The following is a 17197-nucleotide window of genomic DNA, read 5'->3' on the forward strand; positions in this document are numbered from 1 at the left end:
TAATGTTTTTTTATTTCTTTTTCATGGCTTTTGAGAGGATGCCAAAAACACTTCTTATAAATGTGGCGCTGGTGAGCACTTTAACAATAGGATTCATTGCTGAACTGCGACGTGTGGTCGTGGTGCGCTGTTTGGATTGTGCTTTTTTTAAGTCTTCCAATTCTTTTTTTACCTTTTCTTTTTCATCCTCAGCTTGTGCTTTTTCAATCTTTCTGTTCAGCATTTCATAAGCGCTGTCCCTGTCAATCGTCTCATTGTATTTCTTGATAAGTTTTGACTTAGACAGTAAGTTTGACAATTCGCCGTCGCTCAGGATATCCATTCGGCTCATTGGTGCACGCATCATGGTTGCGGCTAATGGTGTAGGTCGGCCTTTTTCATCCAGTGCACTTACCAAAGCTTCACCAGTTCCTAAAGAAGTTAAAATACTTGCAGTATCATAATAAATGGTGTCAGGATAGTTTTGTGCGGCCAATTTGATTGCTTTTCGATCTTTGGCGGTAAAAGCACGTAGGGCATGTTGAACTTTCAATCCTAATTGACTTAGGACAGCTTCAGGAATATCTGTCGGGTTTTGGGTAACGAAATAAATTCCTACCCCTTTACTCCGAATCAACTTCACAATACTCTCAATTTGGTTCAAGAGCGCTTTTGAAGCTTCGTTAAAAATGAGATGTGCTTCTTCAATAAATAACACAAGTTCCGGTCGGTCGGTATCACCTCTTTCAGGAAATGTAGAATAGATTTCTGCCAATAGCGTCAACATGAATGTAGAAAACAATTTTGGACGGTCTTGTATATCCGTCAATCGGAGGATGTTGATATAGCCTCGGCCATTTTCGTCGACCCTTAGCAAGTCGTCCACCTCGAAGGAGGTTTCTCCAAAAAACAAATCGGCGCCTTGCTGTTCCAATTCTACCATCTTTCGAAGAATGGCACCCGTAGAAGCGGTTGAAATCCGACCGTATTCTGCTTCAAATTCATTTTTCCCTTCTTGGGTTGCATATTGTAATATCTTTTTAAAATCCTTGATGTCCAAAAGTGGCATTTTGTTATCATCACAATATTTAAAAATCACGGATACAATGCCGGATTGCGTTTCTGATAAATCCAGAATTCGCGACAAGAGTACAGGACCAAATTCGCTTACTGTCGCTCTCAATCGGACGCCATCTTGTTCAGATAAGGTTAAAATTTCAACGGGAAATCCTTTTGCTTCATGTGGAATGCCAATTTTGGCGTGACGTTCATCAATTTTAGCATTTTCAGAACCCGCTACTGCCAATCCGCTCAAATCACCCTTAATGTCCATTAATAATACAGGAATGCCTTTTTCTGACAAGCCTTCCGCCAACACTTGTAAAGTTTTTGTTTTACCAGTTCCTGTGGCACCAGCAATAAGCCCGTGTCTGTTTAACGTCTTTAATGGTACATTTACAAAGGCATTGGTAATGGTTTCGCCATCCAACATGGCAGCACCTAAGGTAATAAACTCGCCTTTGTTGGTGTTTCCATCTTGTATATGCTTGAGGAAATCATCCTTTCTGGCCATAAATTCTAAATTTTGCATAAAAATAGTGTAATTTTATTCAAGTTTAAAAGATAAAAAATGAAACTTAAATCTGTATTGTCCATCATTTTACTCACGGTCTTTACCTTCGGATGCAAAAAACCATCGCATTCGATTATTTTTCATAAGTCGCATGAGACCCAAAAACAAGATTCACCATTTAGCGATGCGGTGGAGGCAAATGGCTTTTTGTTTTTAAGCGGCCAACTGGGCATTGACCACAAAACGCGCACTTTGGTTGAAGGCGGAATTGAGGCAGAAACCAGACAATGCATTGAGAATATAAAATCCGTTTTGGAACATCACCAATTATCTTTAGACAACGTTGTAAAGTGCACCGTCGTGTTAAAGAGTATGGACGATTTTGCGATATTCAATCAGATCTACAAAGATTACTTTCCTAATAAGCCGGCACGTACAACCTTTGCAGCAAGTGGATTGGCACTCAATGCCAGCATAGAAATTGAAGTGGTTGCCACTAGATAAAAACTTCTATTATCTGATCTCCATCTTCTAAGATTATCAAGTATCTTTGCACGCTATGACAAAAAGTGAAAAACAAGAATTGATAGATCAAGGTCTGTTGTTGCCATTAATGGAGGAGTTTTATACCATTCAAGGCGAAGGATTCCATAAAGGAACAGCTGCTTATTTTATAAGATTGGGCGGTTGCGATGTGGGGTGTCACTGGTGTGATGTCAAGGAAAGTTGGAATGCAGAACTGCATCCACCAACAATGGCAGACGCTATTGTTGAAAATGCTGCAAAATTCAGTAAAACCATTGTTATTACTGGTGGTGAACCGCTCATGTGGAATATGGGTCCGCTAACGTCTAAGTTAAAGGACAAAGGTTTACAGATACATATTGAAACTTCTGGTGCCTACAACTTGACTGGCACTTGGGATTGGATCTGTCTGTCGCCAAAAAAATTAAAACTTCCTACTCAGGCGGTTTACGATCAGGCGAATGAGCTAAAAGTGATTATTTACAATAATGACGATTTTAGATTTGCTGAAGAGCAAGCTGCAAAAGTCAATAAAGATTGCATTTTATTTCTTCAGCCAGAGTGGAGCAAACGCGATAAAGTGATTCCGGAAATTGTGGAATACGTTATGGCAAATCCGCAGTGGAAAGTTTCTCTTCAAACACATAAATATCTTAATATTCCATAAAAAAAAGAGTTTAGGATCGCTAAACTCTTTTTTTTTGATTTAAAGTGATGGATTATAAAGTGAAAGGAACCTTTACTCTAAGTGTTCCCCAGCCCATATACATGTCTGCACCCGATTTTGATTCTTCAAATGTAATTGAAAACGCTTCCAAAATATCTTTGCCTTGGGCTACGGGAACCTTTATGCGAGCAACATCATTATCTTGTTTATAAGTATAGGCACCCCAAACGTTAATGTCTGAACTTAAAATAACCGTCCATTCTTTGTCATTGGGAATTGTGAATAACGTGTAGGTGCCCGCTTTAACTTTAACGTCTCCAAACGTGACGGGTTTGTAGAATGTTATTTCGGTAGCCTCGTTTGCACCTGTTCTCCAGACTTCATAATTAGGTGCTAATTTTGCGACATCCCGTCCTTTTAATTGAGGTCGGCTATAGATGACTTTTATTGCCTTGTCAGATATTTTATAATTGCTTGGATAGGTTGCAGCATCCATCGGACTTGGATCTAAATCTGAAAATTTTTGTGCATTGCTGGTATGGGAAAATACCAATGCCAGCGTGAATACTAATGTTTTGATAACTGTTTTCATAGAATTTAATTTTAGGGTTAAATTTAAGATATTTTATCTTAAAGTAATTATAAAGTTAAGGAGGCCTTATCAAAGTTTACAATTATTCAAAAATTATACCATTTTGAACAAACAAGCTTTGAGATTTAATATATAGAGCGCTGTTTAGTGTTAATATGTAACCATTTTTACTAAATTGGTTTCATATTTGAAATGATAGACGCATATTTGCCTAAGTTTTACAATAGAAATAATAATAAATAATAAAGTATAGTATCATGTGTGGAATTGTATGTGCCTTTGATTTAAAACAGAAAGCTGAAGATTTACGACCTCAATTGTTGGAAATGGCGAAAAGAATCCGTCATCGCGGACCAGACTGGAGTGGAATCTATAATAACGACAAAGCTATTATGGTGCACGAACGTTTGGCGATCGTTGATCCGGCTTCAGGAAAACAACCTTTACTTAGTGAAGATAAGCAGTTGATCTTGGCAGCCAATGGCGAAATATACAATCACCGAGATTTAAGAAAACAGTTTCCAGATTATAAGTTTCAAACTGAAAGTGATTGTGAAGTTATTTTGGCTCTTTATAAAGAAAAGGGTGTTGACTTTATAGATGAAATGAACGGGATTTTTGGATTTGCCATTTATGATGTGGAGAAAGATGAATATTTCATCGCTCGCGATCATATGGGGATTATTCCGCTTTATATTGGTTGGGATCAAAACGGAACTTTTTATGTGGCTTCAGAATTGAAAGCTCTGGAAGGCTATTGCACTAAAATTGAATTATTTCCTCCAGGACATTATATGTCCAGTAAAGATGGGAAGTTCGTTCAATGGTACAAACGTGAATGGACAGAATATGATGCCGTTAAAGATAACGAAACCAGCATAACAGCCATAAGAGAGGCGTTACAAGCTGCTGTACACAGGCAATTGATGAGTGATGTGCCTTATGGCGTGTTGCTTTCAGGTGGGTTGGATTCGTCCATTACTTCTGCCGTTGCTAAAAAATATGCTGAAAGACGGATTGAATCTGATGACACACAGACCGCTTGGTATCCACAGTTGCACAGTTTTTCTGTAGGATTGGAAGGCTCACCAGATTTGGCAGCAGCCCGAAAAGTTGCGGATCATATTGGAACAATTCATCACGAAATAAAATTCACCATTCAGGAAGGCTTGGATGCACTTAGGGATGTTATATATAAGCTTGAAACTTATGATGTGACCACCATTCGCGCCAGCACACCTATGTATTTAATGGCGCGTGTCATCAAATCGATGGGTATTAAAATGGTCTTATCAGGAGAAGGAGCAGACGAATTATTTGGCGGCTACCTCTATTTCCACAAAGCGCCAAATGCCAAGGAGTTTCATGAGGAAACGGTTAGAAAATTAAGCAAACTTCATATGTACGATTGTTTACGTGCGAACAAAAGCTTGGCGGCTTGGGGCATTGAAGGTCGCGTACCGTTTTTAGATAAAGAATTTATGGACGTTGCAATGCGCATCAACCCACAAGATAAAATGATCAACGGCGAACGCATGGAAAAATGGGTGGTCAGAAAAGCATTTGAAGATATGTTGCCAGCAAGTGTAGCATGGAGACAAAAAGAACAATTCAGTGATGGTGTAGGTTACAGCTGGATTGATACCTTAAAAGTAATGGTTGGCAATGAAGTGAGCGATGAGCAATTGGCAAATGCCAAATACAAGTTTCCAATACAAACACCAACAAGTAAGGAAGAGTTTTATTACCGTTCCATTTTTGCAGAACACTTTCCAAGTGACGCTGCTGCGTTGAGTGTGCCACAGGAGGCTTCTGTAGCTTGTAGCACCAAAATCGCTTTGGAATGGGATGAAAGCTTTAAGAACATGAACGATCCAAGTGGACGTGCGGTTTCAAAGGTGCATACTGATGCTTATGTGAAAGCTTAAATACTGTATCAACATAAATTTTAAAACAACAAAATCTCGTCTTAGCGGGATTTTGTTGGTTTTGCTCTTTTCTAAAGATGTTAAAATCTGTCAAAATCAATTTAAAGGTGTTTTTTAAGCCATTTAAGAGACTTTCGAGTAATTAACAAATGTTGATAATTATAGCAGTTAATCGGTGAAATACTTTCAAAATGCCTCCTTATTTCGTATCTTTGTGAGTATCCCAAAATGATGCGCAAGTGTCATTTTTTTTATGGGGTTCAATCAGATAACATATAGTTTTCTAATGGTTTTTCGTGTTATTCGACATTAATAAGAACGATCGAAATAGTGTTTGAAATCTTAAAAAATAGTAATAAAGAATAAGCAATATAATATTATGAAAGAAGAGTTTAATAAGGACAATTATTCTGCAGACAGCATTCAAGCCTTAGAAGGCATGGAGCACGTGCGCTTGCGTCCGTCCATGTATATTGGAGATACGGGAACGCGAGGTTTGCACCATTTGGTTTATGAGGTGGTGGATAACTCCATTGATGAAGCAATGGCTGGGCATTGTAATAATATTACCGTAACCATCAATGAGGACAATTCTGTTACCACGGAAGATGATGGACGTGGTATTCCAATTGATTTACACAAAAAGGAAGGCGTTTCTGCGTTAGAGGTCGTTATGACCAAGATTGGTGCCGGTGGGAAATTCGACAAGGATTCCTATAAGGTCTCAGGTGGATTGCACGGTGTTGGTGTGAGTTGTGTGAACGCCTTGTCTGAACATTTAACAGCAGTAGTCTATAGAAACGGTGAAGTTTGGGAACAGGAATACGAAAAAGGGAAACCGATGTATCCTGTTAAAAAAGTTGGCGAAACCGATAAAAGAGGAACGGCTATTACTTTTAAACCTGACCCTACTATTTTTACCCATATTACAGAATATAGCTACGATACTTTAGCAAGCCGAATGAGAGAGTTGGCTTATCTTAATAAAGGTATTACGATTCATTTAATTGATAAACGTCATAAAAAAGACGACGGCTCTTTTGAAGGAGAAACTTTTCATTCAGAAGAAGGTCTTAAGGAATTTATCAAGTTTTTAGATGGAAATCGTGAACCATTAATAAGTGAAGTCATTGCTTTTGAAGGTGAAAAAAATGGGGTTCCGGTAGAGGTGGCCATGATTTACAATACGAGTTATGCAGAAAACTTGCATTCGTATGTCAACAACATTAATACGCATGAGGGCGGAACGCATTTATCTGGATTCAGACGTGGTTTGACGCACACACTTAAAAAGTACGCCGATGATTCTGGAATGCTCAAAAATCTAAAATTTGAAATTGCAGGTGATGATTTCCGTGAAGGTTTAACTGCCATTATATCGGTAAAAGTTCAAGAACCACAGTTTGAGGGCCAAACAAAAACTAAATTAGGTAACCGTGAAGTTTCTGCTTCCGTAAGTCAAGCAGTTTCTGAAATGTTGACCAATTATTTGGAAGAAAATCCAGATGATGCAAAAATCATTGTTCAAAAAGTAATGTTGGCGGCACAAGCACGTCACGCAGCCCAAAAAGCTCGTGAAATGGTGCAGCGTAAAACGGTCATGAGTATTGGCGGTTTACCTGGGAAACTGAGTGATTGTTCAGAGCAAGATCCTACGTTATGTGAAGTGTTTTTAGTGGAGGGTGATTCGGCAGGTGGAACGGCAAAACAAGGTCGTGATAGAGCGTTTCAAGCTATTTTGCCATTAAGAGGTAAGATTTTGAACGTCGAAAAAGCAATGTCACATCGTGTTTTTGAAAACGAAGAGATCAGAAATATTTACACTGCTTTGGGTGTTACAATTGGTACCGAAGAAGACAGTAAAGCATTGAATCTTTCAAAATTACGCTATCATAAAGTGGTGATTATGTGTGATGCTGATATTGATGGGAGTCACATTGCTACTTTAATTCTGACGTTCTTCTTTAGATATATGAAGGAGTTGATTGAAAACGGACATATTTATATTGCAACGCCACCATTGTATTTGGTCAAAAAAGGACAGCGTAAAGAATATGCGTGGAGTGATAGAGAGCGTGATGAAATATCTGAGAAATTTGGTGGAAGTGTAGGCATCCAACGTTATAAAGGTCTTGGGGAGATGAATGCAGAACAACTTTGGGATACCACCATGAATCCTGCATACCGTACTTTACGTCAAGTTCAAATTGATAATGGAGGAGAGGCAGACCGAATTTTTTCAATGTTGATGGGCGATGAAGTTCCACCACGTAGAGAGTTTATTGAGAAAAACGCGATTTATGCTAAGATTGATGCATAAATCCTAGTGATTAAAATACGTTAACTAAAAAACACCTAATTCTTGGGTGTTTTTTTTTTGATCCTATCTCCGTTTGCGGGAAGGTAAACGGAATTGTTAGCATAATGATTGAAAAGCGCAAGAGGAAATCTTGCGCTTTCTTTATTAACAGCGATTTTATTTGTAATTTTGCAATCATTTTAAACCTGAAGTTTCACATTAAAAACCATATATAATTATGAAAATCACAGTAGTTGGAGCAGGAGCCGTTGGGGCAAGCTGCGCAGAGTATATCGCCATTAAAAATTTTGCAAGTGAAGTTGTTTTGTTGGACATTAAAGAAGGTTTTGCCGAAGGTAAAGCTATGGATTTAATGCAAACCGCTTCTTTAAACGGTTTCGATACTAAAATAACAGGAATCACTAACGATTATTCTGTAACTGCCAAGAGTGATATTTGTGTCATAACTTCTGGAATTCCACGTAAACCGGGAATGACTCGTGAAGAGTTGATCGGGATCAATGCAGGAATTGTTAAAGACGTGTCTTCAAACTTAATTAAGCATTCGCCAAACACCATCATTATTGTGGTCAGTAATCCAATGGACACGATGACATATTTGGTTCATAAATCAACCGACCTTCCAAAGCATAGAATCATTGGTATGGGCGGCGCTTTAGATTCTGCACGTTTCAAATACAGATTGGCAGAAGCTTTGGAAGCTCCAATCAGTGATGTTGACGGAATGGTTATTGGCGGACACAGTGACACAGGAATGGTGCCATTAACACGTATGGCGACTCGAAACAGTGTGCCGGTTACTGAGTTTTTATCTGAAGAAAGATTGGCCCAAGTTTTGGAAGATACCAAAGTAGGTGGTGCTACACTTACTAAATTGTTGGGTACTTCAGCGTGGTATGCGCCAGGAGCAGCGGTTAGTGCATTGGTTCAGGCGATTGCTTGCGACCAAAAGAAAATGTTCCCATGTTCAGTATTGTTGGAAGGCGAATACGGATTGAATGATATCTGTATTGGTGCTCCAGTAATTTTAGGACGCAACGGTATTGAGAAAATAGTCGAAATTGAATTGAACGATGCTGAAAAAGCACACATGCAAGAAAGTGCAGATGGGGTTCGTAAAACCAATGATTTATTGTAGGAAGTTGCAAGTATTGAAGTTATAAGTGTCTAAACTTAAGAGTTGGCACTATTTTAGTTAACTGTAATACATTTCACCTAAAATTAAAACAAAACATATGAAAAAAATATTATTTATAGTAGCCGTAACCTTGAGTGTAACGATGTTCGCTCAACAACAGATTGATGAAGGTGTTGTCATTTCAAAGCAAACCATGTCCAGTGATAATGAGCAAATGAATGCTCAGTTGGCCATGTTGGGCGATATGATTACAACCACATATTTCAAGAATGACAAATCACGTTCTGAATTAAGCAATCCAATGACTGGAAACACTGTGTTTATTGCAGACAATAATTCCAAAAAGTCATTAGTGCTTATGGACAATGCCATGATTGGTAAGAAATATATGGAATCTGATATTTCAGCTTCAGAAGAGGACTTAGAAAACGTTTCAGTTGAGAAAACAAACGAGACAAAGACGATTCTTGGCTATGAATGCACAAAATACAATGTGGTCATGAATAAAGATGGGGCAGAGGTAAAAATGGAAATTTATGCCACTGATAAATTAAAAGCTATTTCTCAACAAGCCACGGCTTTTGGAAAAGACTTTTCGGGTTTTCCAATGTATATGAACATGGCTATAGAGCAGCAAGGCGTAAAAATGAATATGGTCATTGAAGTTACTGAAGTGAAAGCTGAAAAAGTTTCTGATGACAAATTCAGTATGACGCCACCTGAAGGTTATTCAAAAACTGAGAATCTACCAGGAATGTAAGTCATTTGAAATGAAATAATAATACCTAAAGACTGTAGAAATACAGTCTTTATTTTTTTATATATTTGCCGACTGGTATTCACCGGCAAATTTCGATTTTTGAAATTTCCGATTGGACTCAAAATATAACTATTGAAACATCTTAAAGACATAAAATTACAACCAAAATGGTTCATCAGTGCAGCACTAATTTTTATTGCTGTGTTAGGTGGTGTTTTAGGTCAGCAGAAGTCAACGGTTCCAAATCAGGAAATTGTAGTTCAGTTTGCCAATGAGAATATCTCTTTAGATGATGCCATACATACCGTTGCTATTGTTGAACATGAACTGCAGCGCATTGGTGTTTCTCATATTCAAATAAGTGAACAGGAAGATGGCAGGTTGGTCATCAGTTATTATAGTGAGACAAATGTTGAGGGCATTAAAAAAATGCTTTCTGAGCAAAAGGAATTGGCTCTGGGTTTTGTTTCCTCTGATAAAAATGAAAAGCCACTACAATTTCCTTCCAAAAAAGGTAGTATCGCTTATAATCTTGATGTTTATGAAATTCAACAAGGTCAGAATTCAGTTTCAGATCTAGGCGGAAAGCATGCCTTAGAATTAAAAACGAAGCACCATCGCTTCGTAAATTATAATTTTTACATCCCTTCTTCCGACGCATATCCTGCGATCAATGAGCACACTTTAAAAGTCAATTTTAGCTTTCAAAGGTACACTGCCATTGCAAAGGAATATCGTTCTCATAAAATCCCAGAGGTCAGGGCAGGTCCTTTATCTTAAGGGGTTTAAAGTTTCTTTAGGCTTTTTATTACTTCCCTTTTTGTATCCGAATCCAACAATGAGATGTTCAAAAAGCAGATCTCATTCCTATTAAGCTGCTTAAGCTTTAAACAATTCGTACATAATCATAAAAAACAATTGTCAAATCGTCCGTAAACTCTATATTTGCGCGTTTAAAAATTTGACTTAAAAAAAATTAAAATAATGCAAAACAAAGGATTAGTAAAGCTGTTTGCTGTGTTATTTGGGTTGGTAAGTATCTATCAGCTATCATTTACATTCAAAGCTAACCAAATTGAAAATCGTGCCGAAGAAATTGCCGCACGTAAATCTGACGACCCAATACAAAGGGCAGCAGATGAAACAAACTATTTAGATTCGTTATCAAATCAAGAGGTATTTAATCTTGGTATTGCAAACTATACCTATAATGAGGTAAAAGACAAAGCCATGAATTTGGGTCTTGACCTTAAAGGTGGGATCAACGTTATTCTTGAAATCTCTGTAAAAGACATTTTAAAAGGTCTTTCAAACAACAGTAAAGATCCTGTTTTCAACAAAGCTTTAGATGATGCATCTGAGCTTCAGAAAACAAGTCAGAATGCTTATGTTGACGACTTTTTTATCGCTTTTGACAAAATAAAAGGTGATCAAAAATTGGCGTCTCCTGATGTTTTTGCCAACAGAACCTTAAGTGAGGAAATCACTTTTGATATGTCAGATCGTGCTGTACAGCCTATCATCAGACAAAAAGTAGACGAATCCATTATCTCTGCATTTGAGGTATTGCGTAAACGTATTGACAAATTTGGAGTGACTTCTCCAAACATTCAACGTTTAGGAAACACAGGACGAATTCTTGTTGAGCTTCCGGGTGCAAAAGATGTAGAGCGTATCAAAAACCTATTGCAAAGTACTGCACAATTGGAGTTTTGGGACGTGTATAAAGGAGAAGAATTCCTTCCTTTCTTAGCACAAGCCAATGAAGCTCTTAAGCCTTTAGTTAATAAAGATGCTAAAACTGAAATTGCTGATTCTGAAATTGTAACGGACACCATTGATGATGCCGATAGCAGAATTAAAGAATTAACTGGTGTTATTGATACAGATTCTACCGACGTTGGAGAAAATCCAATTTTAGATCTATTAAGAGGTTACGGTTCTGGCGGTCCAGTTGTGGCAACCTTTGAGGCGAAAGATAAGGACTTGATCATGGATTATTTGAACATGCCACAAGTGCGTTCTTTATTGCCAGCAGATCAGCGTTATGTGAAATTCGCATGGGGCATTCAAGCTAAAAACAGCGAGTTTGTTGATTTATATGCTATTAAAGGGAACAGAGAAAACACTCCTGAATTGAGTGGTGCGGTTGTTACTGATGCGCGTCAAGCCTATAACCAAAGGAATCAACCTACGGTAAGCATGCAGATGAACAGTAAAGGTGCCAAAATCTGGGAAGAAATGACCGGCAAAGCCTACACGCAACAAAGTCAAATTGCGATTGTTCTTGATGATATTGTGTATTCTGCTCCAGGTGTGACTACAGGTCCTATCTCTGGTGGAAATTCTGAGATCTCTGGATCATTTACCCTTAACGAAGCTATTGACTTGGCAAACGTTTTAAGAGCTGGTAAATTACCTGCAAAAGCTGATATTGTTCAAGCTGACGAGGTTGGTGCATCATTAGGACAAGAAGCTATTGAAAGTGGTACGTCTTCCTTCTTGATTGCATTATCATTAGTATTGGTTTGGATGATCATTTACTACGGTAAAGGTGGTCTGTTTGCTGATATTGCATTATTGTTGAACATCTTATTGATTTTTGGTGTCCTGTCTGGATTAGGAGCAGTTTTAACACTTCCCGGTTTAGCTGGTATCGTATTGACAATTGGTATGTCGGTAGATGCGAACGTCATTATCTTCGAGCGTATTAAGGAAGAGTTAGCCAAAGGAAAAAGTCAGCGTGAAGCCGTAAAAGATGGCTTTAGTAATGCGTTGTCTTCAATTTTGGACGCCAACATCACCACCTTATTAACGGCAATTATCTTATTTGTGTTTGGTACAGGTCCTATCAAAGGTTTCGCAACCACCTTAATTATTGGTATTGTAACTTCATTGTTTACTGCAATTTTTATCACAAGATTATTGGTAGATTGGTATGTTGATAAGGGTAAGAATTTAACTTTTACGACAGTAGTTACCAAGGGGCTTTTCCAAAATATGAATATCGATTTCATCAGTAAAAGAAAAGTATCCTATATTGTATCTGCCATAGCAATTCTTTTGAGCTTGTTTTCATTATTTACTAAAAACTTGGATCAAGGTATTGACTTTGTTGGAGGTAGAACTTTTCAAATACGTTTTGCTCAAGAGGTGAATCCTGAAGAAGTAAAAGATGACGTTTTGAAGGTTTTTGGAAGTGCTGAGGTAAAAACAATTGGAAGCTCTCACCAGTTAAAAATATCTACTAAATATTTGGTAGATGTCAATACTGCAGAAGCGGATGAACAAGTACAATCAGAACTTTTTGAAACCTTAATCCCATACCTTCCAAAAGGAATGACCTATGAAGACTTTAAAGTAGGCTCAGGAGATCAGAAGATAGGGAAGATGTTCTCAAGTAAAGTGAGTCCAACAATTGCTGATGATATCAAAACGGAGTCGTTCTGGGCAGTCATCGGATCATTGGTGGTAGTATTCTTATATATCTTATTGCGATTCAAAAGATGGCAATTCTCACTTGGTGCGGTTGCGGCAGTATTCCATGACGTTATTATTGTATTGGGTATCTTCTCATTTGCGTATACATTTATGCCTTTCTCAATGGAAATTGATCAAGCATTTATCGCGGCAATTTTGACGGTGATTGGATATTCGTTGAACGATACGGTAATCATCTTTGACCGGGTTAGAGAGACCGTTTTAGAACGTGGTGGCTTTGCAGGTGGACGTAATATCAATTTTGCAATTAACAGTACCATTAGTAGAACGTTAAATACCTCATTAACAACTTTGGTGGTATTACTGGCGATGTTCCTATTAGGAGCGGATTCATTAAGAGGATTACTATTTGCTATTATAGTTGGTATTGTGGTAGGAACCTACTCATCCATCTTTATAGCAACTCCATTAATGTATGATACCTTAAAAAATAAGGGTGAAGTGATTGATGAAAATTCAAAAATATAAGTTCATTATAAAGTATTAAAATTGAAAAATGCCGCTCCTAGAGTGGCATTTTTTTATGTTTTAAAGTGATCAGACTACAACTCTTAAGTACTATTTAAACTACCCAGCGGACAGTTGAAAGTTGTAGTTTATTTCGTGCCAACGGAATGAATTTTGATTAGAAAATGCACAAAGGCTTAAAAAAAGACGTGTTATACTTATGAAATCTCCTTTTTGTAGATAGGAAGTGCTCTCAAAGGAATTTGAAGTATTTGAATGATTCGATTGATTCGATTGACCTGGGTGCAAAACATCTCGAGGGATTAATCAAGAACTAAAGACGAAGAAGGTTATTTAAGTTGCTTATTTAATCTTTAAACTAGTTTCAATTTCAATTTCAACTTCAACTTCAACTTCAATTTCATCATCTTCAACTTCACTCAACCTTTCTATACTCAATTTTATCTCCTACAGCCAATTGCCATTGATCTGCCAACCCCGCATTGATTTCCAGAACATATTTGGCAGGAACATTTGATGGCAATGAACTTTCGTTATTGGGCTGAGCATTCTTTTGGAAACTCACTATTGATTTATCGGCATTGATATAAATGATATCCAACGGAATGTTGGTGTTTTTCATATAAAATGAGCGTAAATCCTCATCAGGAAATACAAATAGCATGCCTTGGAGTTGTCCCATTTCATCACGGTACATAAGACCTGTTTGGGTTTTGTACTCGTCATCGGCAATTTCTATATCTAAAATCTTTATGATGCTGTCATTGGCAGTTTTTAGCACGAGCTCTGCTTCTTTTTTAAATTCGATGACCAACGGCTTGATCGTTTTTTGCTCCTCTTTACAACTTTGAAACTGTAAGCAGGAAACGCTTAAAGCAATCATCACTACGAATTTTAACGCAGGATTTTTCATGATGCAAGTTGTTTTTTTGGTTTATAAAAGAACATAAAATACAAACCAATTAAGATAAAAGGAATACTAAGCATCTGACCCGTATTGAGTGCTGAAGTTGCTATATATTCATGTTCACTTTGGGGTTCTTTGACGAATTCCACAAAAAACCGCACCACCCAAAGCAGGACTAAAAAGAGACCAAAAAGAAACCCTTGTTGCTCACTCTTTTTACTTTTCCAATAAAAAAGCCAAAGTGCAATAAATACAAAAATATAACAGAATGCCTCATAAAGTTGTGCCGCGTGTCTTGGAAAAGCTTCCCCATTCTGCACGAATACAACTCCAAAATCAGTTCCAGTCGGTTTGCCTACAATTTCAGAATTGATAAAATTTCCAAGTCTTACAAAAACAGCACCTGCAGCCACAGGAATGACTACCCTGTCCAAGATCCAAAGAACTGATTTACGCAACACTTTCTTGTTGTAAAGGTACATGGAGATAATCATACCAATAGCTGCGCCATGACTCGCCAAACCTTGAAATCCGGTGAATTCAAATCCTCCCTTAAATTTAAAAGGTAAAAATATGCTGAAGAAATCTTCGGAAATCAATTCGCGTTGGTAAAAAAGTACATGACCCAAACGAGCGCCAAGCATAATGCCTATTACCGAATAGATAAATAAGGAGTCTAAGGATTCTTCAGATTGGCTTTCATTTTTATAAATCCGCTTCATGATTAAAAAACCCAAAACGAAGGCTACAATCCACATCACACTATAAAAGTGTAATGTAAAACCAAGAATATCGATACCTTTTGTAGGATCCCAGACAATTTTAAGTGCGTGCATGAAGTAAAATTTAATTAGAAGGGTAAATATAATATTTTGAAAAGTAATAAGCGCCAATGCTATTGAATTTTACAAAAGCTTTAGTAAACGGAGACAATTATTACTAATAATAAGAAGTGAATTTTGGTCGTAGAGATACCCGACCTGTGAGATTGATCCAAATTTTTTTTGAGTGGTAAAACTTTAGTGATTTATAAGTTTTAAGATGACTAAATAGTACGTGCTCTTATTTGTCCTCACTATCTGGCACAGGGTCATAACCAGATTTTCCCCAAGGATGACAACTGAAAATTCGTTTTGTAGCCAACCAGCCACCTTTAAAGAGCCCGTGTTTTTCAAGAGCTTCCTTGGTGTAAGCCGAGCAGGTAGGTTGAAACCGGCAACTAGCTGGAGTCCATGGTGAAATAAAGGTTTGGTACACCTTAATGAGCAACAAAAACGGATATGTCAATACTTTCTTCATCACAGTGCGCAAGGTCTTATCCTATGGAAACGATTTTTAATTAGTCGTGAACGTCGTTCCTTCCTTTCCGTCGTTCAATTGAATGCCTGCAGCAGCGAGTTCATCACGGATCTTGTCGGAGGTGGCAAAATCTTTATTAGCCCTGGCTTCCTGTCTCAATTGGATCAAAAGTTCTACAGCACCTGAAAGTTTCTCTGTTCCACTTTCCGATGACGTGGCGTTGACCAATCCTAAGACATCAAATGCGAAGGTGTGAACCGTTTTCTTTAGTAATGTTAAATCATCTTGCGTAATCGTGGCAATACCTTCTTTTATTTGATTGATGAATTTAACCGCTTCAAACAAATTCGCGATGAGTATTGGCGTATTGAAATCGTCATTCATCGCATCGTAGCACTTTTGTCGCCATTCCTCAATATTGAATGTTGAGGTGGTTGATGAGGTCAATTCTTCCAAAGCATCAATGGCGTCCATCAATCTGAAAAAACCTTTCTCGCTTGCTAAAAGTCCGTTATTGGTGAAATCCAAGATGCTTCTATAATGCGCCTGAAGCATGAAAAATCTCGCAACACTTGGCGTAAACGCTTTTGTGATGTGGGGATTGTCTCCTGAGAAGATTTCCGTTGGCAAAATAAAATTCCCAGTGGATTTTGCCATTTTCTTGCCATTCATAATCAACATATTGGCATGCATCCAATAATTAACGGGCGCTTTATCATTACAGGCTTCGGCTTGGGCAATTTCACACTCGTGATGCGGGAATTTCAAATCCATTCCACCACCATGAATATCGAACTGTTCGCCCAAATATTTTGTACTCATTGCGGTACACTCTAAATGCCAGCCTGGGAAACCATCACTCCATGGCGATGGCCAGCGCATAATATGCAATGGTTCGGCTTTTTTCCAAAGTGCAAAGTCCTGTGGGTTTTTCTTATCACTCTGACCGTCAAGATCACGGGAATTGTGCATCAGATCTTCAATATTTCTCTTGCTTAAAATTCCGTAAGGCTTGGTTTCGTTATATTTTATAACATCAAAATAAACAGATCCATTAACCTCATAAGCCAAGCCTTTTTCAAGAATGACTTTGATGATTTCAATTTGCTCTATAATATGACCTGTAGCTGTAGGCTCAATGCTTGGTGGTAAAAAATTGAACTTATTGAGAACATTATGAAAATCCACAGTATAGCGCTGCACAACTTCCATAGGTTCAATTTCCTCTAAACGTGCTCTTTTTGCGATGCGGTCTTCACCAACGTCGGCATCATTTTCCAAATGTCCAGCATCTGTAATATTTCTTACAAATCGGACTTTATATCCCAAATGCTTTAGATATCTAAAAATCACATCAAAAGACATAAATGTCCTCACATTTCCCAAATGCACATTACTATATACAGTAGGTCCACAAACGTACATCCCTACATAGCCTTCGCTTATAGGTGTGAACGTCTCTTTTTCTCCTGATAATGAATTGTATATTTTTATGTGATTGTCTTTGTAAAGTGGCATTGATGTAAGGTGTTTGATGTGG

General features: G+C 37.8%; 14 protein-coding genes. 8 read left to right on the top strand and 6 right to left on the bottom strand.

Annotated features, from left to right (window positions below; genetic code table 11):
- Positions 1-10: 10 nt before the first annotated feature.
- Positions 11-1552: a helicase HerA-like domain-containing protein gene (locus ESZ48_RS16130; protein ID WP_129018569.1), complete on the bottom strand. Its 1542-nt coding sequence runs from the start codon at positions 1550-1552 to the stop codon at positions 11-13.
- Between the two features lie 57 nt (positions 1553-1609).
- Here ESZ48_RS16130 and ESZ48_RS16135 point away from each other — a divergent pair, with 57 nt between their 5' ends.
- Both ESZ48_RS16135 and ESZ48_RS16140 read left to right on the top strand, forming a co-directional pair.
- Positions 1610-2056 carry a RidA family protein gene (locus tag ESZ48_RS16135; RefSeq protein ID WP_129018535.1) on the top strand — a complete coding sequence of 149 codons (447 nt, stop codon included), beginning with the start codon at positions 1610-1612 and terminating at the stop codon, positions 2054-2056.
- A 55-nt stretch (positions 2057-2111) separates the two neighbouring features.
- Entirely contained in the window at positions 2112-2744 is a 633-nt protein-coding gene (locus tag ESZ48_RS16140) for a 7-carboxy-7-deazaguanine synthase QueE (RefSeq protein WP_129018536.1), read from the top strand.
- A 52-nt stretch (positions 2745-2796) separates the two neighbouring features.
- Here ESZ48_RS16140 and ESZ48_RS16145 read toward each other — a convergent pair whose 3' ends face one another.
- Positions 2797-3336, bottom strand: coding sequence for a DUF2911 domain-containing protein (locus ESZ48_RS16145; RefSeq protein ID WP_129018537.1), 540 nt, complete (start codon positions 3334-3336; stop codon positions 2797-2799).
- Between the two features lie 257 nt (positions 3337-3593).
- Between ESZ48_RS16145 and asnB the strand changes: the two genes are divergently transcribed.
- The 6 genes from asnB to secDF all read left to right on the top strand — a co-directional run bounded on the left by asnB (position 3594) and on the right by secDF (position 13451).
- Positions 3594-5264, top strand: a complete 1671-nt coding sequence (asnB, locus tag ESZ48_RS16150; protein WP_129018538.1) for an asparagine synthase B — start codon at positions 3594-3596, stop codon at positions 5262-5264.
- Between the two features lie 379 nt (positions 5265-5643).
- Entirely contained in the window at positions 5644-7584 is a 1941-nt protein-coding gene (gene gyrB / locus ESZ48_RS16155) for a DNA topoisomerase (ATP-hydrolyzing) subunit B (RefSeq protein ID WP_129018539.1), read from the top strand.
- A 217-nt stretch (positions 7585-7801) separates the two neighbouring features.
- Positions 7802-8722, top strand: coding sequence for a malate dehydrogenase (mdh, locus tag ESZ48_RS16160; protein ID WP_129018540.1), 921 nt, complete (start codon positions 7802-7804; stop codon positions 8720-8722).
- Positions 8723-8819: 97 nt separating this feature from the next.
- A complete protein-coding gene (locus ESZ48_RS16165; protein WP_129018541.1) occupies positions 8820-9482 on the top strand; it encodes a hypothetical protein in 663 nt (220 codons plus the stop codon).
- A gap of 132 nt (positions 9483-9614) precedes the next feature.
- Positions 9615-10262, top strand: a complete 648-nt coding sequence (locus ESZ48_RS16170) for a hypothetical protein (protein ID WP_129018542.1) — start codon at positions 9615-9617, stop codon at positions 10260-10262.
- A 204-nt stretch (positions 10263-10466) separates the two neighbouring features.
- Positions 10467-13451 (top strand): protein translocase subunit SecDF, encoded by a 2985-nt coding sequence (gene secDF / locus ESZ48_RS16175; RefSeq protein ID WP_129018543.1) that lies wholly within the window; start codon positions 10467-10469, stop codon positions 13449-13451.
- Between the two features lie 415 nt (positions 13452-13866).
- Here the strand turns inward: secDF and ESZ48_RS16180 are convergent, their stop codons facing one another.
- The 4 genes from ESZ48_RS16180 to cysS all read right to left on the bottom strand — a co-directional run bounded on the left by ESZ48_RS16180 (position 13867) and on the right by cysS (position 17175).
- Complete coding sequence (locus ESZ48_RS16180; RefSeq protein WP_129018544.1) at positions 13867-14364, bottom strand: DUF192 domain-containing protein; 498 nt, start codon at positions 14362-14364, stop codon at positions 13867-13869.
- Positions 14361-15194 carry a prolipoprotein diacylglyceryl transferase gene (lgt, locus tag ESZ48_RS16185; RefSeq protein ID WP_129018545.1) on the bottom strand — a complete coding sequence of 278 codons (834 nt, stop codon included), beginning with the start codon at positions 15192-15194 and terminating at the stop codon, positions 14361-14363. Before lgt ends, ESZ48_RS16180 begins: the two co-directional genes overlap by 4 nt.
- Positions 15195-15420: 226 nt before the next feature.
- Positions 15421-15657, bottom strand: coding sequence for a membrane protein insertion efficiency factor YidD (gene yidD / locus ESZ48_RS16190; RefSeq protein WP_129018546.1), 237 nt, complete (start codon positions 15655-15657; stop codon positions 15421-15423).
- A gap of 36 nt (positions 15658-15693) precedes the next feature.
- Complete coding sequence (gene cysS / locus ESZ48_RS16195; RefSeq protein WP_129018547.1) at positions 15694-17175, bottom strand: cysteine--tRNA ligase; 1482 nt, start codon at positions 17173-17175, stop codon at positions 15694-15696.
- Positions 17176-17197: the final 22 nt, after the last annotated feature.

The sequence above is a fragment of the Gelidibacter gilvus genome (assembly GCF_004115975.1).
GTDB lineage: Bacteria > Bacteroidota > Bacteroidia > Flavobacteriales > Flavobacteriaceae > Gelidibacter > Gelidibacter gilvus.